Here is a 17,151-nt window from a genome sequence, read left to right on the forward strand (position 1 = left end):
GACCGGAACGCGCTCGACCGGAACGTGTGCGCTCGACCGGAACGCGGACGGCGGCGCGTCAGATGACCTCGGCGCTCCAGGCATCGGGGCGGCCGAAACGGAACGCCTCGATGGACACCGCCTGCTCGCGCAGGAACGGCAGCAGCTCGATGCGACCCGCCGTCGTGACCTCGCCCGCGTACACGGTGAGCGCGGGATCGCCTCCGATCGTCTCGGCCAGCGCCGCACGCAGGGTCTCGACCGACGCCGACGTGCCGACCAGGCGCACGCGCGAGGCGCGGGGTCCGGCGGGCGCGACATCGACGGGGACGCCCTCGGCGTCCCTCTCGGCATCCGGCATCCCACCGGCCATCCGCTGCAGCCACTCGGCATCCGTCTCGACCGAGACGGGCACGCCGCTCTCGCCGAGGAGGTGCCGGACGTCGGCGGGAAGCCCCACGGGGGTGCTCAGGCCGAAACGCGAACCGGACCGAACCGCCGCGACGAGAACGCGGAGCACCGCCTGCCACGGGGCGTCACCGGTGGCGCGCACGGCCACGTCGACGGGGCGATACCGCAGCAGGTTGCGTTCGAGGCCGAGGCGCGAGGCGTCCTTCACCCGCCCGAACTCGCGGTCCCACGCGACGGCGTCCGACAGCGCCCCGCGTCGCAGCCACTCGAACGCGGCGTAGTCGAGCGTCGGCTGGGCCGCCTCGATCAGCGTCGAGATACGCGTGTCGAGGCCCCGCAGGTGCAGCGTCGACGACGCGGGACCGCCCGACGACGGCCGCCACGATCCGAGCGCCACGAGACGGTTGGGGCCGCCCGACATCGCACCGGGTCCGATGCCCGCAGCACCCCAGCCACCGAGCGGCTCGCGCTGGACGACCGCGCCCGTGGTCGAGCGGTTCACCCGCAGCACGGCTGCCTCGACCGTGTCGAGCCACAGGTCGAGCTCGGCGGCGTCGCGGGTGTGCAGCCCCGCGACGAAGCCCGAGCCGACGAGGTTCTGCAACTCGATCGCCCGCGACAGGGTCGGAGCGTGCAGGATGCCGAGCACCGGTGCCGCGACGGCGGTGCGGGTGAGGTGCGACCCGGCGTGCACGCCCGTGCGCACGCCCGGCGTCCAGAAGCGGCCCGCCGTCTCGGGTCCGAGGTCGAGTTCGCGCGGCTCGACGAGCCAGCGCTCCCCGTCGGCGAGGACGGTCAGCGCGCGGCGCACGTCGCCGGTCGGCTCCTCGACGAGTGGGCCGATGTCGGACAGCGGGTCGTCGGCCGGTCCGACCCGCAGCGACTCCACGGCATCCTTCACCTGTGCCAGGAACCGCGGCGAGCGTCCCGCAGCGCCGACGAGGATCACGAGCGACGACGCGGTCGCGGCCTGACCCGCGCGCGCGAAGGCGCCCTCGACGATGTCGGCGACCGCGCGATCGAGGTCGGCCGACGGCGTCACGATCACCGCGTTGCGGCCGGCCGTCAGCGCCTGCATCGGCAGGTCGGGACGCCAGGCGACGAAACGCTCGGCGGTCGCCCGTGCACCCGACAACAGAACGCGGTCGACACCCGGGTGGACGATGAGGGCGCGACCGGAGGCGTCCTCATTGAGGTCGACGTAGGCGAGCACATCTCGCGGCACCCCTGCCGCCCACAGGGCCTCGGCCACGACCGCCCCGGCGCGACGGGCCCGGGGCGACGGCGTCAGCACCACGCCGGAGCCCGCGGCGAGCGCGGCGAGCGTCTCGGCCGCGCACAGACCCACCGAGGAGTTCCAGCGGGGGGCGACGACGGTGACCCGATCCGGCACGAACACGGCACCGGCGACCCGGTCGAGCTCCTTCGCGGTGGCCGCGTAGTAGGCCGCGGCGTCGACGGCGGTGTCCACCTCGGCGTCCGCCTCGGTCAAGAGCGCTCCGCCTTCCGAGGCGAGCACCTCGACGAGTTCCGCCCGCCGTTCGGCGAGAGCGCGGGATGCCGTCTCGATCACGGCGGCGCGGTCGATCGCTGCCCGCCCTCCCCACTCGTCCGCGGCCTCGCGCACCCGGGCGATCACCGCGTCCAAGCCCGCCTCGTCGTCGACGCGGCCCGCGGCGGCCGTGGCATCCCCGGCCGTGGAGCCCGAGACGGCGGCGAGCACGTCGTGCGCCCAGGCGCGGTCCTCGGGCACGCTCGGATCGGTGGCGGCGGTGTTGCGGAAGCCCGGCGCCGCCCCCGCGAGCTCGGTCGTCTCGCGGACCGAGAACACCGCGGTGTCGACGAACGCCTGGCCGCCGAAGAGCATCTGCTGCACGTCCGGACCCAGCGCCGAGGTGTCGCCGGGTGCGGCGTCACGGGCGATACCGAGCACCGCTTGCGTGAGCCCGGGCTCGGCGTCGTCGTCCGCGGCGGGTTCACGCAGGATCGGCGGCCTGGGCGCCACCCGGCGCTGTGGCGCGCGCGGCGGAGCCGGCGTCGCCTCGGGCGTCGCGAGCGCCGCCGTCACGCGAGCCTCGGTGTCGACGTCGGTCGGTGCCAGGCGCTGCGCGACGCGCGCGGCGAGGGCGGCCACGACCGCGTCGGCGTCGTCGGGGTGCACCACGGGCGCCGTCACGACGCGCGCCTCTCCCCCGCTCCCGCCGACACCGAGCGGCGTCGCGAGGTCGATGGGCGCGTCGGCGGACTCGGCGAGCGTGCGCACGACCGCCGCCCGCACCGGGTCGCCCGTGGCGAACTCGACCCGCAGACCCTCGACGGCACGGCGTCCGAGCGCTTCGCGAACGGTCGCGACGGTGAGGGCGTCCAGATCGGCGGTCGCGGCGACCGCGGGCGCGGGCCACCCGTGACGCGCGGCGCGCAGCGCATCGTCCGTGAGGGGCACGGAGTCGTCGAGGCGCACCGCGAGCGGTGCGGCACCGTCGGCGACCCGCACGCGGGCCCACGCGGCCAGTTCCCGCAGGGCGCCCAGCGTCTCGGGCACGGCGACGGGCAGCTCGATGCCGACGGGTGCGTTCCGCAGTCGCGACTCCTCGCCGACGCGCGCGAGCACGGCGATCGTCAGGTCGAGGTCGTCGCGCCCCTCGGCGACGAGAGTGACGCAGGTGCCCGTTGACGCGGCATCCAGAAGGAGGGGCAGCAGCCGCTCGGCGGCGTGCTCGACATCGGCCTCGAACGCCCATCCCGACAGCCCCGTGACCACCTCGCGCACCGCGACCGACACGCGCTCCACGTCGTCCCGGGCAGCGAGGGCCCGGATGCCGTCGAGCCGGTGCCGCGCGGCGGTCGACCCGAGTACGGGCGGCGCGACGAGCCGCACGTCCGGCATGGCCGCGTCGGCGCGGAGGGCTGCCAGGGCCGGACCGAGGTGGTCGCCGCGCGCATCGAGGAAGAGCGACGAGAGCACGTCGGCGAGGGCGCGGCGCGCGAGCGGCACGGCGGGCGTCGGCAGGACGGGGGCGATGGCTCCACCGAGCTGGACGGCACCGCGCAGCATCCACGACAGGCCGTCGGGCACCTCCCCCGCGAGCCGGTGCAGCGCCGCGGCGGGGGCCGTCGTCCCCACCGGCCGCAGCACGCCGTCGGCGGCGGCCGCGAGGAAGCCGGCGGAGCGCGGTGACGCGAGGGGCGACGACGACGTCGCCGCGGCCGCGGCGAACGCCGCGACGTGCGCGAGGGCGCGTTCGACGGCGTCGCCGGAGAGCAGGGAACCGTGCGTCTGCGGGTCGTTCTCGCTCATGCTCCACAGCCTAGGCAGGGCGGTCGCCGTCCACCCGCGGCCCGCCGGTCGCCCCTCGAACTGGGCGCGGCGGGTGACCGGGACATCACCGCCGGAAGGAGGGACCGCCGGCAGAAAACTATACACATGCTTCGTTTTCTGGCCCGGTCGTGCTTTCATGTGCGTGGGTACCCAACCATTTATCCCCCCTGGATGGAAGGCCACTCCCCGTGAACCGCATATCGAAAGCGGCCGTCGGCATCGCTGCCCTCGGCCTGTTCCTGACGACCTCGGCCGCCGCCCCGGCGCTGGCCCAGTCGCCCGCACCCGATGCCGCCGTCGACGGCGTCGACGCCCGACTCCTCGAGGCGATGGCGCATGATCTCGGCACCGACGTGGACGGCGCGAAGGAGGTGCTGCGCTTCCAGGCCGACGCGATCGGCACCGCCGCCGACGCCGCCGCCGCGACGGGCGACGCGTTCGCGGGCACCTGGCTCGACGAGGCCACGCGCACCGTCTACGCCGCCGTGACGGACGACGAAGCCCGCGCCGCCGTCACGCGAGCCGGTGCCGTGCCCGTTCCCGCCGCGCATTCGCTCGCCGACCTCGAGTCCCTGAGCGCACGGATCGCCTCCGCCGAGGTGCCCGACGTCGTCCCGTCGTGGTGGATCGACGTCGCGTCCAACGACGTCGTCGTCGACGTCGTCACCGGCGGGGAGCAGGTCGCGGCCGACTTCGTCGCGTCGCTCGGGGCCCCCGCCGATGCAGTGCGTCTCGAGACCGATGTCGCCGCTCCCGAGACGTTCGACACGATCCGCGGCGGCGTGGCGTACTACATCAACGACGCCGGCCGCTGCTCGGTCGGCTTCGCCGTGCAGGGCGGCTTCGTGACCGCGGGGCATTGCGGTGTCGCCGGTGACCGCACCACCTACGGCACGTTCCAGGGCTCCTCGTTCCCGGGCAACGACTACGCCTGGGTGGCCACTCCGAGCCACACCCCGGTCGGCCAGGTCGTCGACTACGCAGGCGGGACCGTCGCCGTGAAGGGATCCACTCCGGCCGCCGTCGGTGCGACCGTCTGCCGCTCGGGTTCGACCACCGGATGGCACTGCGGTCAGGTCCAGGCGTACAACTCCACCGTGCGCTACGCCGAAGGATCGGTGTCCGGCCTCATCCGCACCTCGGTCTGCGCCGAGCCCGGGGACTCCGGCGGCTCGCTCCTGGCGGGCAATCAGGCACAGGGCGTGACATCGGGCGGTTCGGGCGACTGCTCGACCGGTGGAACCACCTACTTCCAGCCGGTCAACGAGATCCTCCAGGCCTACGGGCTGCAACTGCTCACCAGCTGATCCAGGATGCCGAGAAGCCCCGGTCGCGCATCGCGCGGCCGGGGCTTCCGCCTCTCCCCGACCGGCCGGCCGGGGCGCCGCACCGCTCGGGCGAGGCCCCGCGGGGCGAAGACGGGCGCGGGAGGGGCGGCGCGGGACGACGTCGGCATGTTTCACCGATCTCGCGTCCGAGCGCACCGGGGTGGCCCGCGTTCGCTACTGTCGATTCGCCCCGACCCTGGAGACCCTCATGGCTCAGACCTTCACCGACATGCCGCTCGAGCTGCTGCGCGAGTATCGTCCGGCGCTGCCCGAGCCCGAGGGCCTGGATGCCTTCTGGGCCGACACGGTGGAAGAGGCCCGCGCCGCCGCCCGCCCCGCGACGCTCACGCCGGTGGACGGCCCGGTCCGCGCGTTGGCGGTGCACGATCTGACATTCACCGGCTTCGCCGGCGACGAGATCCGCGGATGGGTCGTGCGCCCGCACGGCGACGACCCTCTGCCGGCGGTCGTCGAGTTCATCGGGTACGGCGGCGGTCGGGGCCTGCCCGGCGACAAGATCGCCTGGGCGGCCGCCGGATACGTCCACGTCATCATGGACACCCGCGGCCAGGGCTCGGGCTGGAGCATCGGAGACACCCCCGACCCCCACGGATCCACCGCCGCCTACCCGGGCGTCATGACCCGCGGCATCCACGACCCGCGCGAGTACTACTACCGCCGCCTCTACACGGACGCGGCACGCCTGATCGACGTCGTGCGCGAGCTCCCCGGAGTGGATGCCACCCGCATCGCGGTCACCGGGGGCAGCCAGGGCGGCGCCCTGTCGATCGCGGCCGCCGCGCTGGGCGGAGACGCCGTCGCCGCGGTGATGCCCGACGTGCCGTTCCTGTGCGACATCCCGAATGCGATCGTCCGCACCCCCTCGGCGCCGTTCACCGAGGTCACGCGCTGGCTGTCGATCCACCGCGACGACACCGCGGCGGCGCTGCACACCCTGTCGCACGTGGACGGGGCGATCCTCGCCCGGCGCATCCACGCCCCGGCGTTCTTCTCGGTCGCGCTGATGGATGACATCGTGCTCCCGTCGGGGGTGTTCGCGGCCTTCCACGCCCTGGCATCCGAGGACGCGGCGATCGAGGTGTACCCGTACAACGGTCACGAGGGCGGCGGCACGCGTCACTGGGCCCGTCAGGTCGCCTGGCTGGATGCCCGTTTCGGCGTGAGCTGAGGCGGGCGCGGCGCCTGTCGTCCGGCAGCGACGACGCCGACAGCCGCACCCCGCCGGTCAGCGCCAGTCGCTGGGCGCGGGGCGCCGCGTCGACGGCAGCGCCGAGGCCGCCGCCCACTCGTGCACCCACGGCTCGACGTCGGGCACGCCCTCGGGCCGACCCACCGCCGCGAACAGCTCGTCGTGGGGCACCGTCCCGCCGGAGCGACGCAGGATGCGGGCCCGGATGACGGCGCGCGCGAAGATCTCGCCGTTCACGACGGCGCGGTGCTCGAGGTAGACGGCGCGATCGTCGTGCCCGAGCAGGCGGGTCTCGAGATCGAACCGCTGCCACAGCTCCAGCGAACGGCGGAACGTGATCGTCTCGGCGGCGACGACGGCGTACCACCCGTGCGATGCCATCGCCCCGGCGATCCCGGTGCGCGTGAGAAGGTCCCACCGCCCCAGATCGAACAGCGACAGATATCGACCGTTGTTGAGGTGGCGGAGCAGGTCGATGTCGGTGGGCAGGACGCGCAGTCGCATCCGCCCGATGCTGTTCGGGTCGACGGGGCCTTCGCGGCGCAGCCGGCGCCGCGCGCGGAGGAGGACCAGGAGGGTGCGCCACAGGACGTTCACGACGGGCGAGCGTAGTGATCTCCCTACGAACCGGCGACTCCTTTGTGGACAGCGGACAATGTCGACGCGTCCGGCTCGCGCGGCGGGTACACCCAGGTCACCAGCACGACCGAGACGATCATCAGCAGGAACCACGACGACAGCTTCGACACGTCCACCGGATGCCATCCGGCCACCTGCGTCGGATACAGCCACGCGCCGGCGTACGTCGCGATGTTCTCGGCGAGCCAGATGAACACCGCGACCCCCGCGAACGCGAGGAGCAGCGGCATCCGGAACGTTCCGCGGAAGAATCGGAAGTGCATCCTCGTGCGCCACCACAGCACCACGACAGCCGCCAGGAGCACCCAGCGGAGGTCGACGATCCAGTGGTGGGTGAAGAAGTTCGCGTAGATCGCCGCGGCCACGACGGCCGTGATCCAGCGCTGCGGGTAGCGCGAGAACCGCAGGTCGAAGAGGCGGTACACGCGCACCATGTAGCTTCCGACCGCGGCATACATGAACCCGCTGTACAGGGGCACGCCGCCGAGCCGCAGCACGCCCTCCGGCGCGTACATCCACGACCCGACGTCGGTCTTGAACAGCTCCATCACCGTGCCGACCACGTGGAACAGCACGACGACCCGCAGCTCGCGGAGGGTCTCGAGCCGCCCGGCGACCATCGCGACCTGGATCACGACCGCCGCGATCGTCAGGGCGTCGTTGCGCGCCAGCGGTGCGTCCACCGGGTACCAGAGCTTGGCCGCGAGGACCACCGCGAGGAACGTCGCACCGAACACGCACGCCCACGCCTGCTTGAGCACGAAGACGGCCAGCTCGACGAGGCGAGCCCGCGTCCCGGTGGCCGGCGCGGACCGCAGCAGCCTGTTCGCGAGGGCATCGATCCGCGCCTCCACCGACGTGAGGGCGGGACGCGCGGACATGCCCGGATCGTGGCACGCGAGTCTGGCAGGATGCCGGGGCCATAGCGCATCGCACGGCCCCCTGCATCCGATTTCACCGTCGCACGACGGCCGCGTAGAGTCGCGCCATGAATGCGGAGACCCGAGCCGACACCGTCGTCCGTCCGGTGCGCGATGTGGATGCCGAGGCCCTCGGTCGTGTGCACGCGACGTGCTGGCACGAGACCTACGACCACCTCATCAGCAGGGCCGCGCTCGAAGCGGTGTCCCCCAAGCGCATGGCCGAGCTCTGGACCCACTGGGCCTCCCAGGGCGAGGACTACCGCATGCGGGCCGCGCTCGTCGACGGCGAGATCGTCGGCTTCGTCGGATCCGGCCCGGCCCGCGATGACGACGCCCCGCGCCCGCGCGAGCTGTACTTCATCTACCTGCTCGATCAGTTCCACGGAACCGGCATCGGTCAGCAGCTCTTCGACGCCGCCGTCGAAGAGGGCGAAGGCCTGTACCTGTGGGTCGCGGACGACAACCCCCGCGCGCACCGCTTCTACACGCGCAACGGGTTCACGCTCGACGGGGCGACCCAGGTGCAGCCGTTCCTCGGTGAGGAGCTCACCGAGGTCCGCTTCGTCCGCTGACGTGCTGCAGATCTGGGCCCTTCCCGGCATCGGGGAGATCGCGCCGGGCACCGACCTCGTCGCGGTGATCAGGGCCGCGGTCGACGCCGATCCGCGCGAGGGATCCGGCCTGCGGGATGGCGACATCGTCGTGGTGACCAGCAAGATCGTCTCGAAGGCCGAGGGCCGGATCCTGCACGCCGACGACCGCGAGGACGCGATCACACGCGAGACCGTGCGTCTGGTGGCATCCCGGACCTCGCCCGCGGGCCACGTGACCCGCATCGTCGAGAACCGGCTCGGCATCGTCTCGGCTGCGGCGGGAGTCGACGCGAGCAACACCCCCGAGGGCACCGTGCTCCTCCTGCCCGAGGATCCCGACGCCTCGGCGCGCGCGCTCGCGGCGGGCCTGCGGGATGCCACCGGTGCCCGCGTGGGCGTGCTGATCACCGACACGCTCGGCCGCGCGTGGCGAGAGGGGCAGACCGACCACGCGATCGGAGCCGCGGGCGTGCGCGTGTTCGAGGACCTGCGCGGAACGACGGATGCCGAGGGCCGCCCGCTCGTCGTCACGCTGCCGTGCGTGGCCGACGAGATCGCCGCGGCCACGGACCTCGTCAAGGGCAAGGCCGCGCGCCTGCCCGTCGCCGTGGTGCGCGGGCGCGCCGATCTCGTCGGCGACCTCGATCTGCCCGGCGCGCGCTCGATCGTGCGACCCGCGGAGCGCGACATGTTCGCCCTCGGCTCCGACGAGGCCTACGCCGCCGGGTTCGCGGCGGGCCGCACCGCCGCCGACGACACCGCCGCCGACGGGTAGACCCCTCGTCCCACTTATGGCGGGTGCGTGTCCCACATTGTGCTGCCTGAGGGGGCTGCACACAGCAACAAGTGGGACAAGGTCCGCGCGCGACACACACTCGCACGTGACCGCCGCGCGAGGTCGCCCGGGCGGGGACACCCTCGTCCCACTTATGGCGGGTGCGTGTCCCACATTCTGCTGCCTGAGGAGGCTGCACACAGCAACAAGTGGGACAAGGTTCGCGCGCGCTACACATTCGCACGTGACCGCCGCGCGAGGTCACCCCGGCGGGGACACCCTCGTCCCACTTATGGCGGGTGCGTGTCCCACATTGTGCTGCCTGAGGAGGCTGCACACAGCAAAAAGTGGGACAAGGTCCGCGCTCTACACATTCGCATGTGACCGCGCGAGGTCACCCCGGCGGGGAGACCCCTCGTCCCACTTATGGCGGGTGCGTGTCCCACATTGTGCTGCCTGAGGAGGCTGCACACAGCAACAAGTGGGACAAGGCTCGTCAGCGCGGGGCGGTGCGGACGTCAGCGCCCCGCATCCGCAGGGGAGGTCAGCGGATGCCGCGGGCGGCCAGCGCCTCGCCGAGCTGATCGGCGTGGCGCAGCGACAGCACGACGAACGGCACGATCCCGGCGCGCAGCGACGGGCGCGCGCCCCGTGCCCGCTGGGCCTCGCGTACCTCGGCGGCCAGCCGCGCGAGGACCGGGATCGTGGTGATCGTCACGGCGAGCAGGAGCGCGGCGCGCTCGGCATCCATCCCGATTCTTCGCAGCGGGCCGAAGCCACGCTCGAGGGCGTCGAGCATGTCGTCCACCCGCGTGGTGAGCGGCAGGAGCGCAGCGACGAGCAGGGCGGCCGCGACGCGCGCCGTGTTGGCCAGCGCGGGCTCGGGGCCGAGGAAGATGAGCTGACCGATCGCGGTGATCGCGATGATCCAGCGCAGGCCCCAGAGGTGACGCCCCAACTCCCGCAGGCCCACGCCCGCGACGACGTAGGCGGCGACGACCGCCGCCGCGCACACCGCCGCGACCCACGCCGCCGTCGGCAGCGCGGCGAGACCGATCGCGGCGACGGCGACCAGGAGCATCTTCGGTCCCGCGGGCATACGATGCAGAATCCCGGCACCCGGGCGGTACAGGCTCAGCACACCAGTGCCCGCTCGTACGCGTCGACGACCTCGGATGCCGCGCCCGCGGCGCTCACACCCCCGTCGGCGAACAGCACGGCGGCCTCGCAGCGCCGCGCGAGGGCGAGGTCATGGGTGACGACCACGAGCGCGTGCCCGGAGTCGGCGAGCAGATGCCCGGCGACGCGGCGGGCGTTGCGCGCATCGAGGTAAGCCGTGGGCTCATCGGCGACGACGAGGTCGGGCTCGCGCACGAAAGCGCCGCACAGCGCCAGCAGCTGCTTCTGACCTCCCGACAGATCGTGCGCGGACCGCTCGGCGAAGTCCGCGAGGCCGAAACGTTCCAGGGCCCGGGCCACCCGCTCGTCCCGCTGCGTCTTCGGCAGCCGCTCGGCCCTCAGCGAGAAACCGACGTCGTCGGCGACGACGGGCATGACGATCTGGGCGTCGGGATTGCTCAGCACGAGAGCCACGCGGCGGCGATGCTCGGCGGCATCCTCGTCGGGGTCGAGACCCCTTACCCGCACGTCGCCGCTGTCACGGCGGACGAGACCGGCGATCACGCGAGCGAACGTCGACTTGCCCGAACCGTTGTCACCGATCACCGCGATCGTGCGCGCGTCGAGGTCGAGGCTCACACCGCGGAGCACCTCCCGGCCGTCGAGCCGGACCCCCAGGTCGCGGCAGTGCAGGATCACGCGGCGACGGGGGCCGGCTCCGCGGCGGACACCGAGCGCCACGAGCGACGGAACCCGCGAGGGTAAGCGCGCACGAGCAGTCTCACCACGATCGTGGCGATGACGGCCTTGAGCAGGTCGCCGGGAAGGAAGATCAGGCTCGTCAGCGCGGTCTCCCCCAGCGGGAGGCGGGTCACGAGACTCTGCACGGGGATGCCGAGCGCGTAGATCGCGACGACCCCTCCGGCGATCATCGCGATCGCGGTGCGCCACCACACGGGGCGGCGGTTGCCGGCGTGGACGATGAGGCCGATGACGATCGCTCCCAGGATCCAGCCGAGCGCGTAGCCCGCGGTCGGACCGAGGAAGATCGCGAAACCGCCGCGCCCGCCGGCCAACAGCGGAAGCCCGACGGCGACGAGGGCCAGCAGGATCGTCACCGACAGGGCACCGAGCCACGGACCGAGAATGGCGCCGGCGAGCATGACGCCCAGGGTCTGGGCCGTGATCGGGACGCCGCCGAAGACGGGGAAGCTTCCCGGCAGGCCGAGCACCGCGATGAGCGCCGCGAAGACGGCGACGCGCGCGAGGTCCGTGGCATCCGGAGAGCGATAACGGGAGGGAGTGCTCATGTCGATCCTTACCTGAACAGCGTTCACCTGAACGGCGTTCACTATACTCGGATCGTGACTCCTCCCGGACGCGCTCGCGGCCACTCGGCCGACGACGTCGCGCGTGCCGCGCTGCGGATCCTCGACGACGACGGTCTCGCCGACCTGACCATGCGTCGCCTGGCGACGCGCCTCGACGTCCAGCCGAGCGCCCTGTACTGGCACTTCCCCAACAAGCAGACGCTGCTGGCCGAGCTCTCCGACCGCATCGTGGGACAGGCACCCTCCCTGCTGCGCGGGAGCGGGGTCGCCGCCGAAGCGCGTGCCCTCCGCGATGCCCTCCTGGCCTATCGCGACGGTGCCGAGGTGGTCTCGAGCACGCTCGCGCTCGGTCTCGGTGCGTCCACCGCCCTCGATCGACTGACCGCCGCCGTGGTCGCCGAGGGCTTCTCTCCGGAGGTCGCGGGCCGCACGGCGACCACCCTGCTGCATTTCGTCCTGGGCCATGTCTGGCACGAGCAGCAGCGCCTGCAGTACGACAGCGTCGGCGTCGTCGCCCCCGGTGCCGCGCACCTTCCCGACGCCGACTTCGCCTTCGGTGTCGACCTCATCCATCGGGGCCTGCAGGCGATGGCATCCGCCCCGACGGCCACGACCCCGTAGTCCGTTCGCGGAACGCGGGGCTGCGAGCGAGCCGTCCCGCGGAACACTCCCCCGACACGCCGGCCACCCGCAGCCCCGACCGGCGCGTCATCCCCGATCTCCGCAGGACGGCACACATCCCGGCAGCCACACCCGGGCAGCCCACACCCCGGCAGCCCACCCCCGGGTCGCCCACACCCGGGCCGCCCGCACCCGGGCTGCACACCCCGCCGGCCGCGGCGCGTCAGCGCTGCTTCACGTCGCCGAACAGCCGCGCGATCGGGATGAGCAACGACGGGCGGGCGGCGATCCACGCGGCGGCCATGGCCAGCAGGGATGCCGCGAACAGCAGCAGTCCGGTCGGGTCGGACGCGAAGGCGTCGGGGTCGACCGATCCTCGTGCGGCGTACATGTGGTTCAGGTTGCGCAGCGCGCCCGTCGCGAGCACGAGGAACACGTGCACGGCGATGAAGGCGACGAAGAAGAGCATGACGGGGAAGTGGATGCGGCGCGCCCACTCCGCGGGGAACAGGCGGTTCAGACGCTCCGCCTCCCGCGGCCACACCCCCGACAGCCGGACACCGGTGACGATCGCCAGGGGTGCCGCCACGAAGGTGATCGCGAAGTACGACAGCTGCTGCAGGCTGTTGTAGTTCACCCATCCGTTCTCGGTCGGCCAGTCCAGTGCGGCGTACTGCAGCGCCGCGGACACCGCGTTCGGGAACACGTCCCACGACGTCGGGACGATCCGCATCCACTGCCCCGTCGCGAACAGCAGCACGATGTACACCACGCCGTTGGCGATCCACAGCACGTCGATGGCCTGGTGGAACCACAGCGCGAGGCTGATGCGGCGCCGCTTGTTCCCCCGTGGCGACCAGAACGCGTCCGGCCGCTTCTCGCGGCGGAACTGCAGTCCCGAGCGGATGACCAGCAGCAGGAACAGGCTGTTGAGGAAGTGCTGCCACCCGAGCCACGCGGGGATGCCGAGGGGCGCGGCCTCGGGCAAGGGGTACGTCCCGGAGTAGCTGACGAGGAACTCCCGGACCGGACCGAGCGACACCAGCACCCGTGCGATCAGCACCACGAAGACGGCGAGGACCAGCGCCGCCGCGCCCAGGAGCAGCACGGATCCGACCCATTGCGCGGGCGAGAGCTCGCCGAACACGCGCGACGACCCGCGGTGCGGGGTGCGGGGTGTGGACGCCATCTACTTCTCTGGGCTGGAGCGAGGACCGACCTCCGACGATACCGAAACCGGCCGCCGCCCGACCGCGTGCGGCGCGCGTGTGATCGCCGGAGGGGGTGGTGGTAGCGCGATACCGTGAGGCGGGAGGAGGACGGATGCCCCGACGCCTACCGGTCGACCCGATCGCCGAGGCCAAGCGCCAGTGGCTCGCGCACGGGTGGGACGACTCCGCCGACGGCATGACCGTGGTGACGTCGGTGATCCGCGCGCACCAGTTGCTCATGGCATCCATCGAGCGCGCCCTGAAGCCGCTCGACCTGACGTTCTCACGCTTCGAGATGCTGCGGCTGCTCGCCTTCACCCGGGAGGGCCGGATGCCGATGACCAGCGCGATCGCGCGGCTGCAGGTGCACCCGACCAGCGTCACCAACACCGTCGAGCGGCTCGCCCGCGACGGACTGCTCGCGCGCGAACCGCATCCCACCGACGGGCGCGCGGCCCTTCTGGTGCTGACGGATGCCGGGCGCCGACGCGTCGACGAAGCCACGGCGGCGCTGAACGTGGTGTTCCGCGACCCCGGCCTGTCACCCGAGGACGCGACCGAACTGGTGCGGATCATCGCGCGCTTCCGCAGGAACGCGGGAGACTTCGCCGACCCGCCGCCGACGCCCGACCCGCTGTGAGACCGGCGCCGGCGCGGCGTTCCGGCCCGGCGCGGCCGGCACCGCGTCCCGCCGGGCGCGGCCGGCTCAGCGGTGGGCGAAGTTCGGCGACCGCTTCTCGCGGAACGCGGCCATGCCCTCCTTCTGGTCGGCGGTGTCGAACAGCGCCGCGAACGCCTGACGCTCGAAGCGCACGCCCTCGGCGAGGGTCGACTCCAGCGCGACATCGAGCGCCGCCTTCGCCGCGTACAGCGCCGGCAGAGGCTTCTCGGCGATCGTCCGCGCCACCGCCTCCGCCTCGTCGAGGAGATCGGCGGCGGGGACGATCCGCGAGACGAGTCCGGCGCGCTCAGCCTCGGCCGCGTCGATCATGCGGCCGGTGAGCACCATCTCGGCGGCCTTGTAGTACCCGAGCGCCCGCACGAGTCGCTGCGTTCCGCCCATGCCGGGGATGACCCCGAGCTGGATCTCGGGCTGGCCGAACTTCGCCCGATCGGAGGCCAGGATGACGTCGCACATCAGCGCGAGCTCGCATCCGCCGCCGAGGGCGTAGCCCGAGACCGCCGCGATCACCGGGGTGCGCACCGCGGCGAAGCGGCTCCACGCGCCGAAGTGGTCGGTCAGCATCATCTCGAGCCCCGACTTGCCCTCCATCTCCTTGATGTCGGCTCCCGCCGCGAACGCCTTCTCGGACCCGGTGATGACGATCGCCCCGACGTCGGGAGCGTCGTCGAACGCCGTCGCCGCGGCGACCACCTCGACCATCGACCGCGTGTTCAGAGCGTTCAGCGCCTCGGGCCGGTCGAGGGTGATCCACCCCACCCGCCCGCGCTGCTCGACCCGGATCGTCTCGTATGCGGCGCTGCGGTCGCCGGTGTGCTCGTCGTTCATGTCACTCCCGTCGTGATCGGTGGGCTTCCCCGGCATCGTCGCATGCATTCCCGACATCGCCGAGGGGGTTCCGGTCAGGCGGCCAGGACGCTCCGCCCCACGATGAGCCGCATGATCTCGTTGGTGCCCTCCAGGATCTGGTGCACGCGCAGGTCGCGAACGACCTTCTCGATGCCGTAGTCGTGCAGGTACCCGTACCCGCCGTGCAACTGCAGCGCCTCGTTCGCGACGCGGAAGCCGGTGTCGGTCGCGAAGCGTTTGGCCATGGCGCACCGGGTCGGCGCGTCGGGGGCCTTGGCATCCAGGTGTTCCGCCGCCGAGTGCACGAGCAGTCGCGCAGCCTCCAGCTCGGTGGCCATGTCGGCGACGGAGAAGACGACCGACTGCCTCTCGGCGAGCGGGTCGCCGAACGTGAAGCGCTCGTGCACGTAGGCGATGGCGCGCTCCATCGCCCAGCGGGCACCGCCGAGCGAGCATGCGGCGATGTTGAGGCGTCCGCCGTTGAGCGCCGCCATCGCGATCCCGAAGCCGCGCCCCTCGCCGCCGAGCAGGTTCGCGACGGGCACGCGCACCTCATCGAGCACGACCTGCCGGGTGGGCTGGGCGTTCCAGCCCATCTTCTTCTCGTTCGGCCCGAACGACAGCCCCGCGGAGTCGGCGGGCACGAGGAACGCACTGATCCCCCGCGCACCCGGCTCGCCGGTGCGCGCCATGACCACATAGACGGATGCCTCGCCGGCGCCCGAGATGAACTGCTTCACGCCCGTGAGCACGTACGTGTCGCCGTGCCGGATGGCCGATGTGGTGATCGCGGCCGCATCCGACCCCGCCCCGGGCTCGGTGAGGCAGTAGGCGCCGAGCTGCTGCATCGAGACCAGTCCCGGCAGCCACCGGTCGCGCTGCGCGTCGTCGCCGTAGGCGTCGATCATCCACGCGACCATGTTGTGGATCGTCACGTACGCGGTGAGCGTCGGGTCGCCGACGGCGAGCTCCTCGAAGATCTCGACGGCGAACCGGCGGGGGAAGCCCGCGCCGCCGGAGTCCTCGCGCACGCACACGCCGCCCAGTCCCAACTCGCCGGCGCGACGCAGCACGTCGCGCGGGAAGTGCTTCGCGGCATCCCATTCCAGGGCGTGCGGGGTCAGCTCGGTCGCGGCGAACTCGCGGACGGCGTCGAGGATGGCGGCGCGGTCGTCGGCGGTCAGGGCGTCGAGCGCGGGGGCAGGGGTGGCGTCCATGCGGCTCTCCTTCTCGGCGACGTCGTCGTCGCGAGAGCAATTTTAGTTGGACGTCCTTGTAATTGCGAGGAAGTCGAAGGATCAGCCGGCCGCGACCCCGAACAGCGCCCCGACCGCGTATGTCGCGCCCAGCGCGAGCGCACCGCCGACCACCGTCCGCACGATCGCCCGGCCGCGCCGCGCCCCGCCGATCCAGGCGGCCAGATACCCGGTGATCGCCAGGGCGACCAGCACCGCGACGAAGGTCAGCGGCACGCGCACCTCGATGGGCGCGAGCAGGATCGTCAGCATCGGCAGGATCGCGCCGACCGTGAACGCCACCGCCGAGGCGAACGCCGCAGCCCACGGACTCACCACGTCGTCGGCGTCGATGTTGAGCTCGACGGCGAGGTGGGCCTTCAAAGCATTGGATGCCGTGAGTTCGGTCGCGACGCGCGTCGCGGTGTCGCGGCTGAGCCCCTGCGCCTCGTACAGCCCGACGAGCTCGGTGAACTCGGCATCCGGGTCCTCCGCCAGCTCGCGCCGCTCCTTCTGGATGAGCGCGTGCTCGCTGTCGCGCTGGCTCGACACCGACACGTACTCACCGAGCGCCATCGAGATCGCGCCGCCGACGAGCGCGGCGAGACCGGCGATCAGGACCGGTGCCACCTCGCTCGTCGCGCCGGCGACACCCACGACGACGGCCGCGGTCGAGACGATGCCGTCGTTCGCGCCGAGGACGCCGGCGCGCAGCCAGTTCAGGCGCTGCGCGAGTCCCTGTCGGTGCGGCTCATCGGGATGGGTTCCGGCGGGCGAATCGGTCACGCGGCCAGTTTAGTCCTGCGTTGAGCGCCCTTCTCGCGCGGTGAGCCGCGGGGTGAGGTCGCGGCGCACGCCACCCCGTCCCTTCCCGCTCCGTTCACCCTGGCGTCACCGCCGGTCGGCACAGTGAAGGCGACCGACGC

General features: G+C 72.7%; 16 protein-coding genes. 6 read left to right on the top strand and 10 right to left on the bottom strand.

Going from position 1 to position 17,151, the window contains the following annotated elements:
• Nucleotides 1-58: 58 nt before the first annotated feature.
• Entirely contained in the window at nt 59-3,688 is a 3,630-nt protein-coding gene (locus tag LL239_RS01165; protein ID WP_228161602.1) for an aldehyde dehydrogenase family protein, read from the bottom strand.
• Between the two features lie 209 nt (nt 3,689-3,897).
• Here LL239_RS01165 and LL239_RS01170 point away from each other — a divergent pair, with 209 nt between their 5' ends.
• Complete coding sequence (locus LL239_RS01170) at nt 3,898-5,016, top strand: S1 family peptidase (protein ID WP_228161603.1); 1,119 nt, start codon at nt 3,898-3,900, stop codon at nt 5,014-5,016.
• Nucleotides 5,017-5,245: 229 nt separating this feature from the next.
• Entirely contained in the window at nt 5,246-6,226 is a 981-nt protein-coding gene (locus tag LL239_RS01175) for an acetylxylan esterase (RefSeq protein ID WP_228161604.1), read from the top strand.
• A 57-nt stretch (nt 6,227-6,283) separates the two neighbouring features.
• Here the strand turns inward: LL239_RS01175 and LL239_RS01180 are convergent, their stop codons facing one another.
• Nucleotides 6,284-6,844, bottom strand: coding sequence for a thioesterase family protein (locus LL239_RS01180; protein ID WP_228161605.1), 561 nt, complete (start codon nt 6,842-6,844; stop codon nt 6,284-6,286).
• A 23-nt stretch (nt 6,845-6,867) separates the two neighbouring features.
• Nucleotides 6,868-7,767 (bottom strand): DUF817 domain-containing protein, encoded by a 900-nt coding sequence (locus tag LL239_RS01185; RefSeq protein ID WP_228161606.1) that lies wholly within the window; start codon nt 7,765-7,767, stop codon nt 6,868-6,870.
• A 107-nt stretch (nt 7,768-7,874) separates the two neighbouring features.
• Between LL239_RS01185 and LL239_RS01190 the strand changes: the two genes are divergently transcribed.
• On the top strand, nt 7,875-8,381 hold the full coding sequence (locus LL239_RS01190) for a GNAT family N-acetyltransferase (protein ID WP_228161607.1): 507 nt from the start codon (nt 7,875-7,877) through the stop codon (nt 8,379-8,381).
• Nucleotide 8,382: 1 nt separating this feature from the next.
• Entirely contained in the window at nt 8,383-9,177 is a 795-nt protein-coding gene (gene cofE, locus LL239_RS01195; protein ID WP_228161608.1) for a coenzyme F420-0:L-glutamate ligase, read from the top strand.
• A gap of 544 nt (nt 9,178-9,721) precedes the next feature.
• Here the strand turns inward: cofE and LL239_RS01200 are convergent.
• The 3 genes from LL239_RS01200 to LL239_RS01210 are packed head-to-tail and all read right to left on the bottom strand — an operon-like array spanning nt 9,722 to nt 11,606.
• Entirely contained in the window at nt 9,722-10,318 is a 597-nt protein-coding gene (locus LL239_RS01200; protein ID WP_228161609.1) for an energy-coupling factor transporter transmembrane component T, read from the bottom strand.
• Nucleotides 10,312-10,995, bottom strand: coding sequence for an energy-coupling factor ABC transporter ATP-binding protein (locus LL239_RS01205; protein WP_228161610.1), 684 nt, complete (start codon nt 10,993-10,995; stop codon nt 10,312-10,314). Before LL239_RS01205 ends, LL239_RS01200 begins: the two co-directional genes overlap by 7 nt.
• Nucleotides 10,992-11,606, bottom strand: a complete 615-nt coding sequence (locus LL239_RS01210) for a biotin transporter BioY (RefSeq protein ID WP_228161611.1) — start codon at nt 11,604-11,606, stop codon at nt 10,992-10,994. The genes LL239_RS01205 and LL239_RS01210 overlap by 4 nt, the downstream gene beginning before the upstream one ends.
• 54 nt (nt 11,607-11,660) lie before the next feature.
• On the opposite strand from LL239_RS01210, the gene LL239_RS01215 reads away from it, so the two are divergent.
• Entirely contained in the window at nt 11,661-12,248 is a 588-nt protein-coding gene (locus LL239_RS01215; RefSeq protein WP_228161612.1) for a TetR/AcrR family transcriptional regulator C-terminal domain-containing protein, read from the top strand.
• 223 nt (nt 12,249-12,471) lie between these two features.
• On the opposite strand, the gene LL239_RS01220 is transcribed toward LL239_RS01215, so the two are convergent.
• Nucleotides 12,472-13,437, bottom strand: a complete 966-nt coding sequence (locus LL239_RS01220; protein ID WP_228161613.1) for a cytochrome b/b6 domain-containing protein — start codon at nt 13,435-13,437, stop codon at nt 12,472-12,474.
• A 134-nt stretch (nt 13,438-13,571) separates the two neighbouring features.
• Between LL239_RS01220 and LL239_RS01225 the strand changes: the two genes are divergently transcribed.
• Complete coding sequence (locus tag LL239_RS01225) at nt 13,572-14,099, top strand: MarR family winged helix-turn-helix transcriptional regulator (protein ID WP_228161614.1); 528 nt, start codon at nt 13,572-13,574, stop codon at nt 14,097-14,099.
• A gap of 66 nt (nt 14,100-14,165) precedes the next feature.
• On the opposite strand, the gene LL239_RS01230 is transcribed toward LL239_RS01225, so the two are convergent.
• From LL239_RS01230 to LL239_RS01240, 3 genes are all read right to left on the bottom strand, one after another.
• Complete coding sequence (locus LL239_RS01230) at nt 14,166-14,969, bottom strand: enoyl-CoA hydratase-related protein (RefSeq protein WP_228161615.1); 804 nt, start codon at nt 14,967-14,969, stop codon at nt 14,166-14,168.
• Between the two features lie 74 nt (nt 14,970-15,043).
• A complete protein-coding gene (locus tag LL239_RS01235; protein ID WP_228161616.1) occupies nt 15,044-16,207 on the bottom strand; it encodes an acyl-CoA dehydrogenase family protein in 1,164 nt (387 codons plus the stop codon).
• A gap of 81 nt (nt 16,208-16,288) precedes the next feature.
• Nucleotides 16,289-17,011 carry a VIT1/CCC1 transporter family protein gene (locus tag LL239_RS01240; protein WP_228161617.1) on the bottom strand — a complete coding sequence of 241 codons (723 nt, stop codon included), beginning with the start codon at nt 17,009-17,011 and terminating at the stop codon, nt 16,289-16,291.
• Nucleotides 17,012-17,151: the final 140 nt, after the last annotated feature.

It is taken from the genome of Microbacterium testaceum, assembly GCF_020781835.1.
Lineage (GTDB): Bacteria > Actinomycetota > Actinomycetes > Actinomycetales > Microbacteriaceae > Microbacterium > Microbacterium testaceum_H.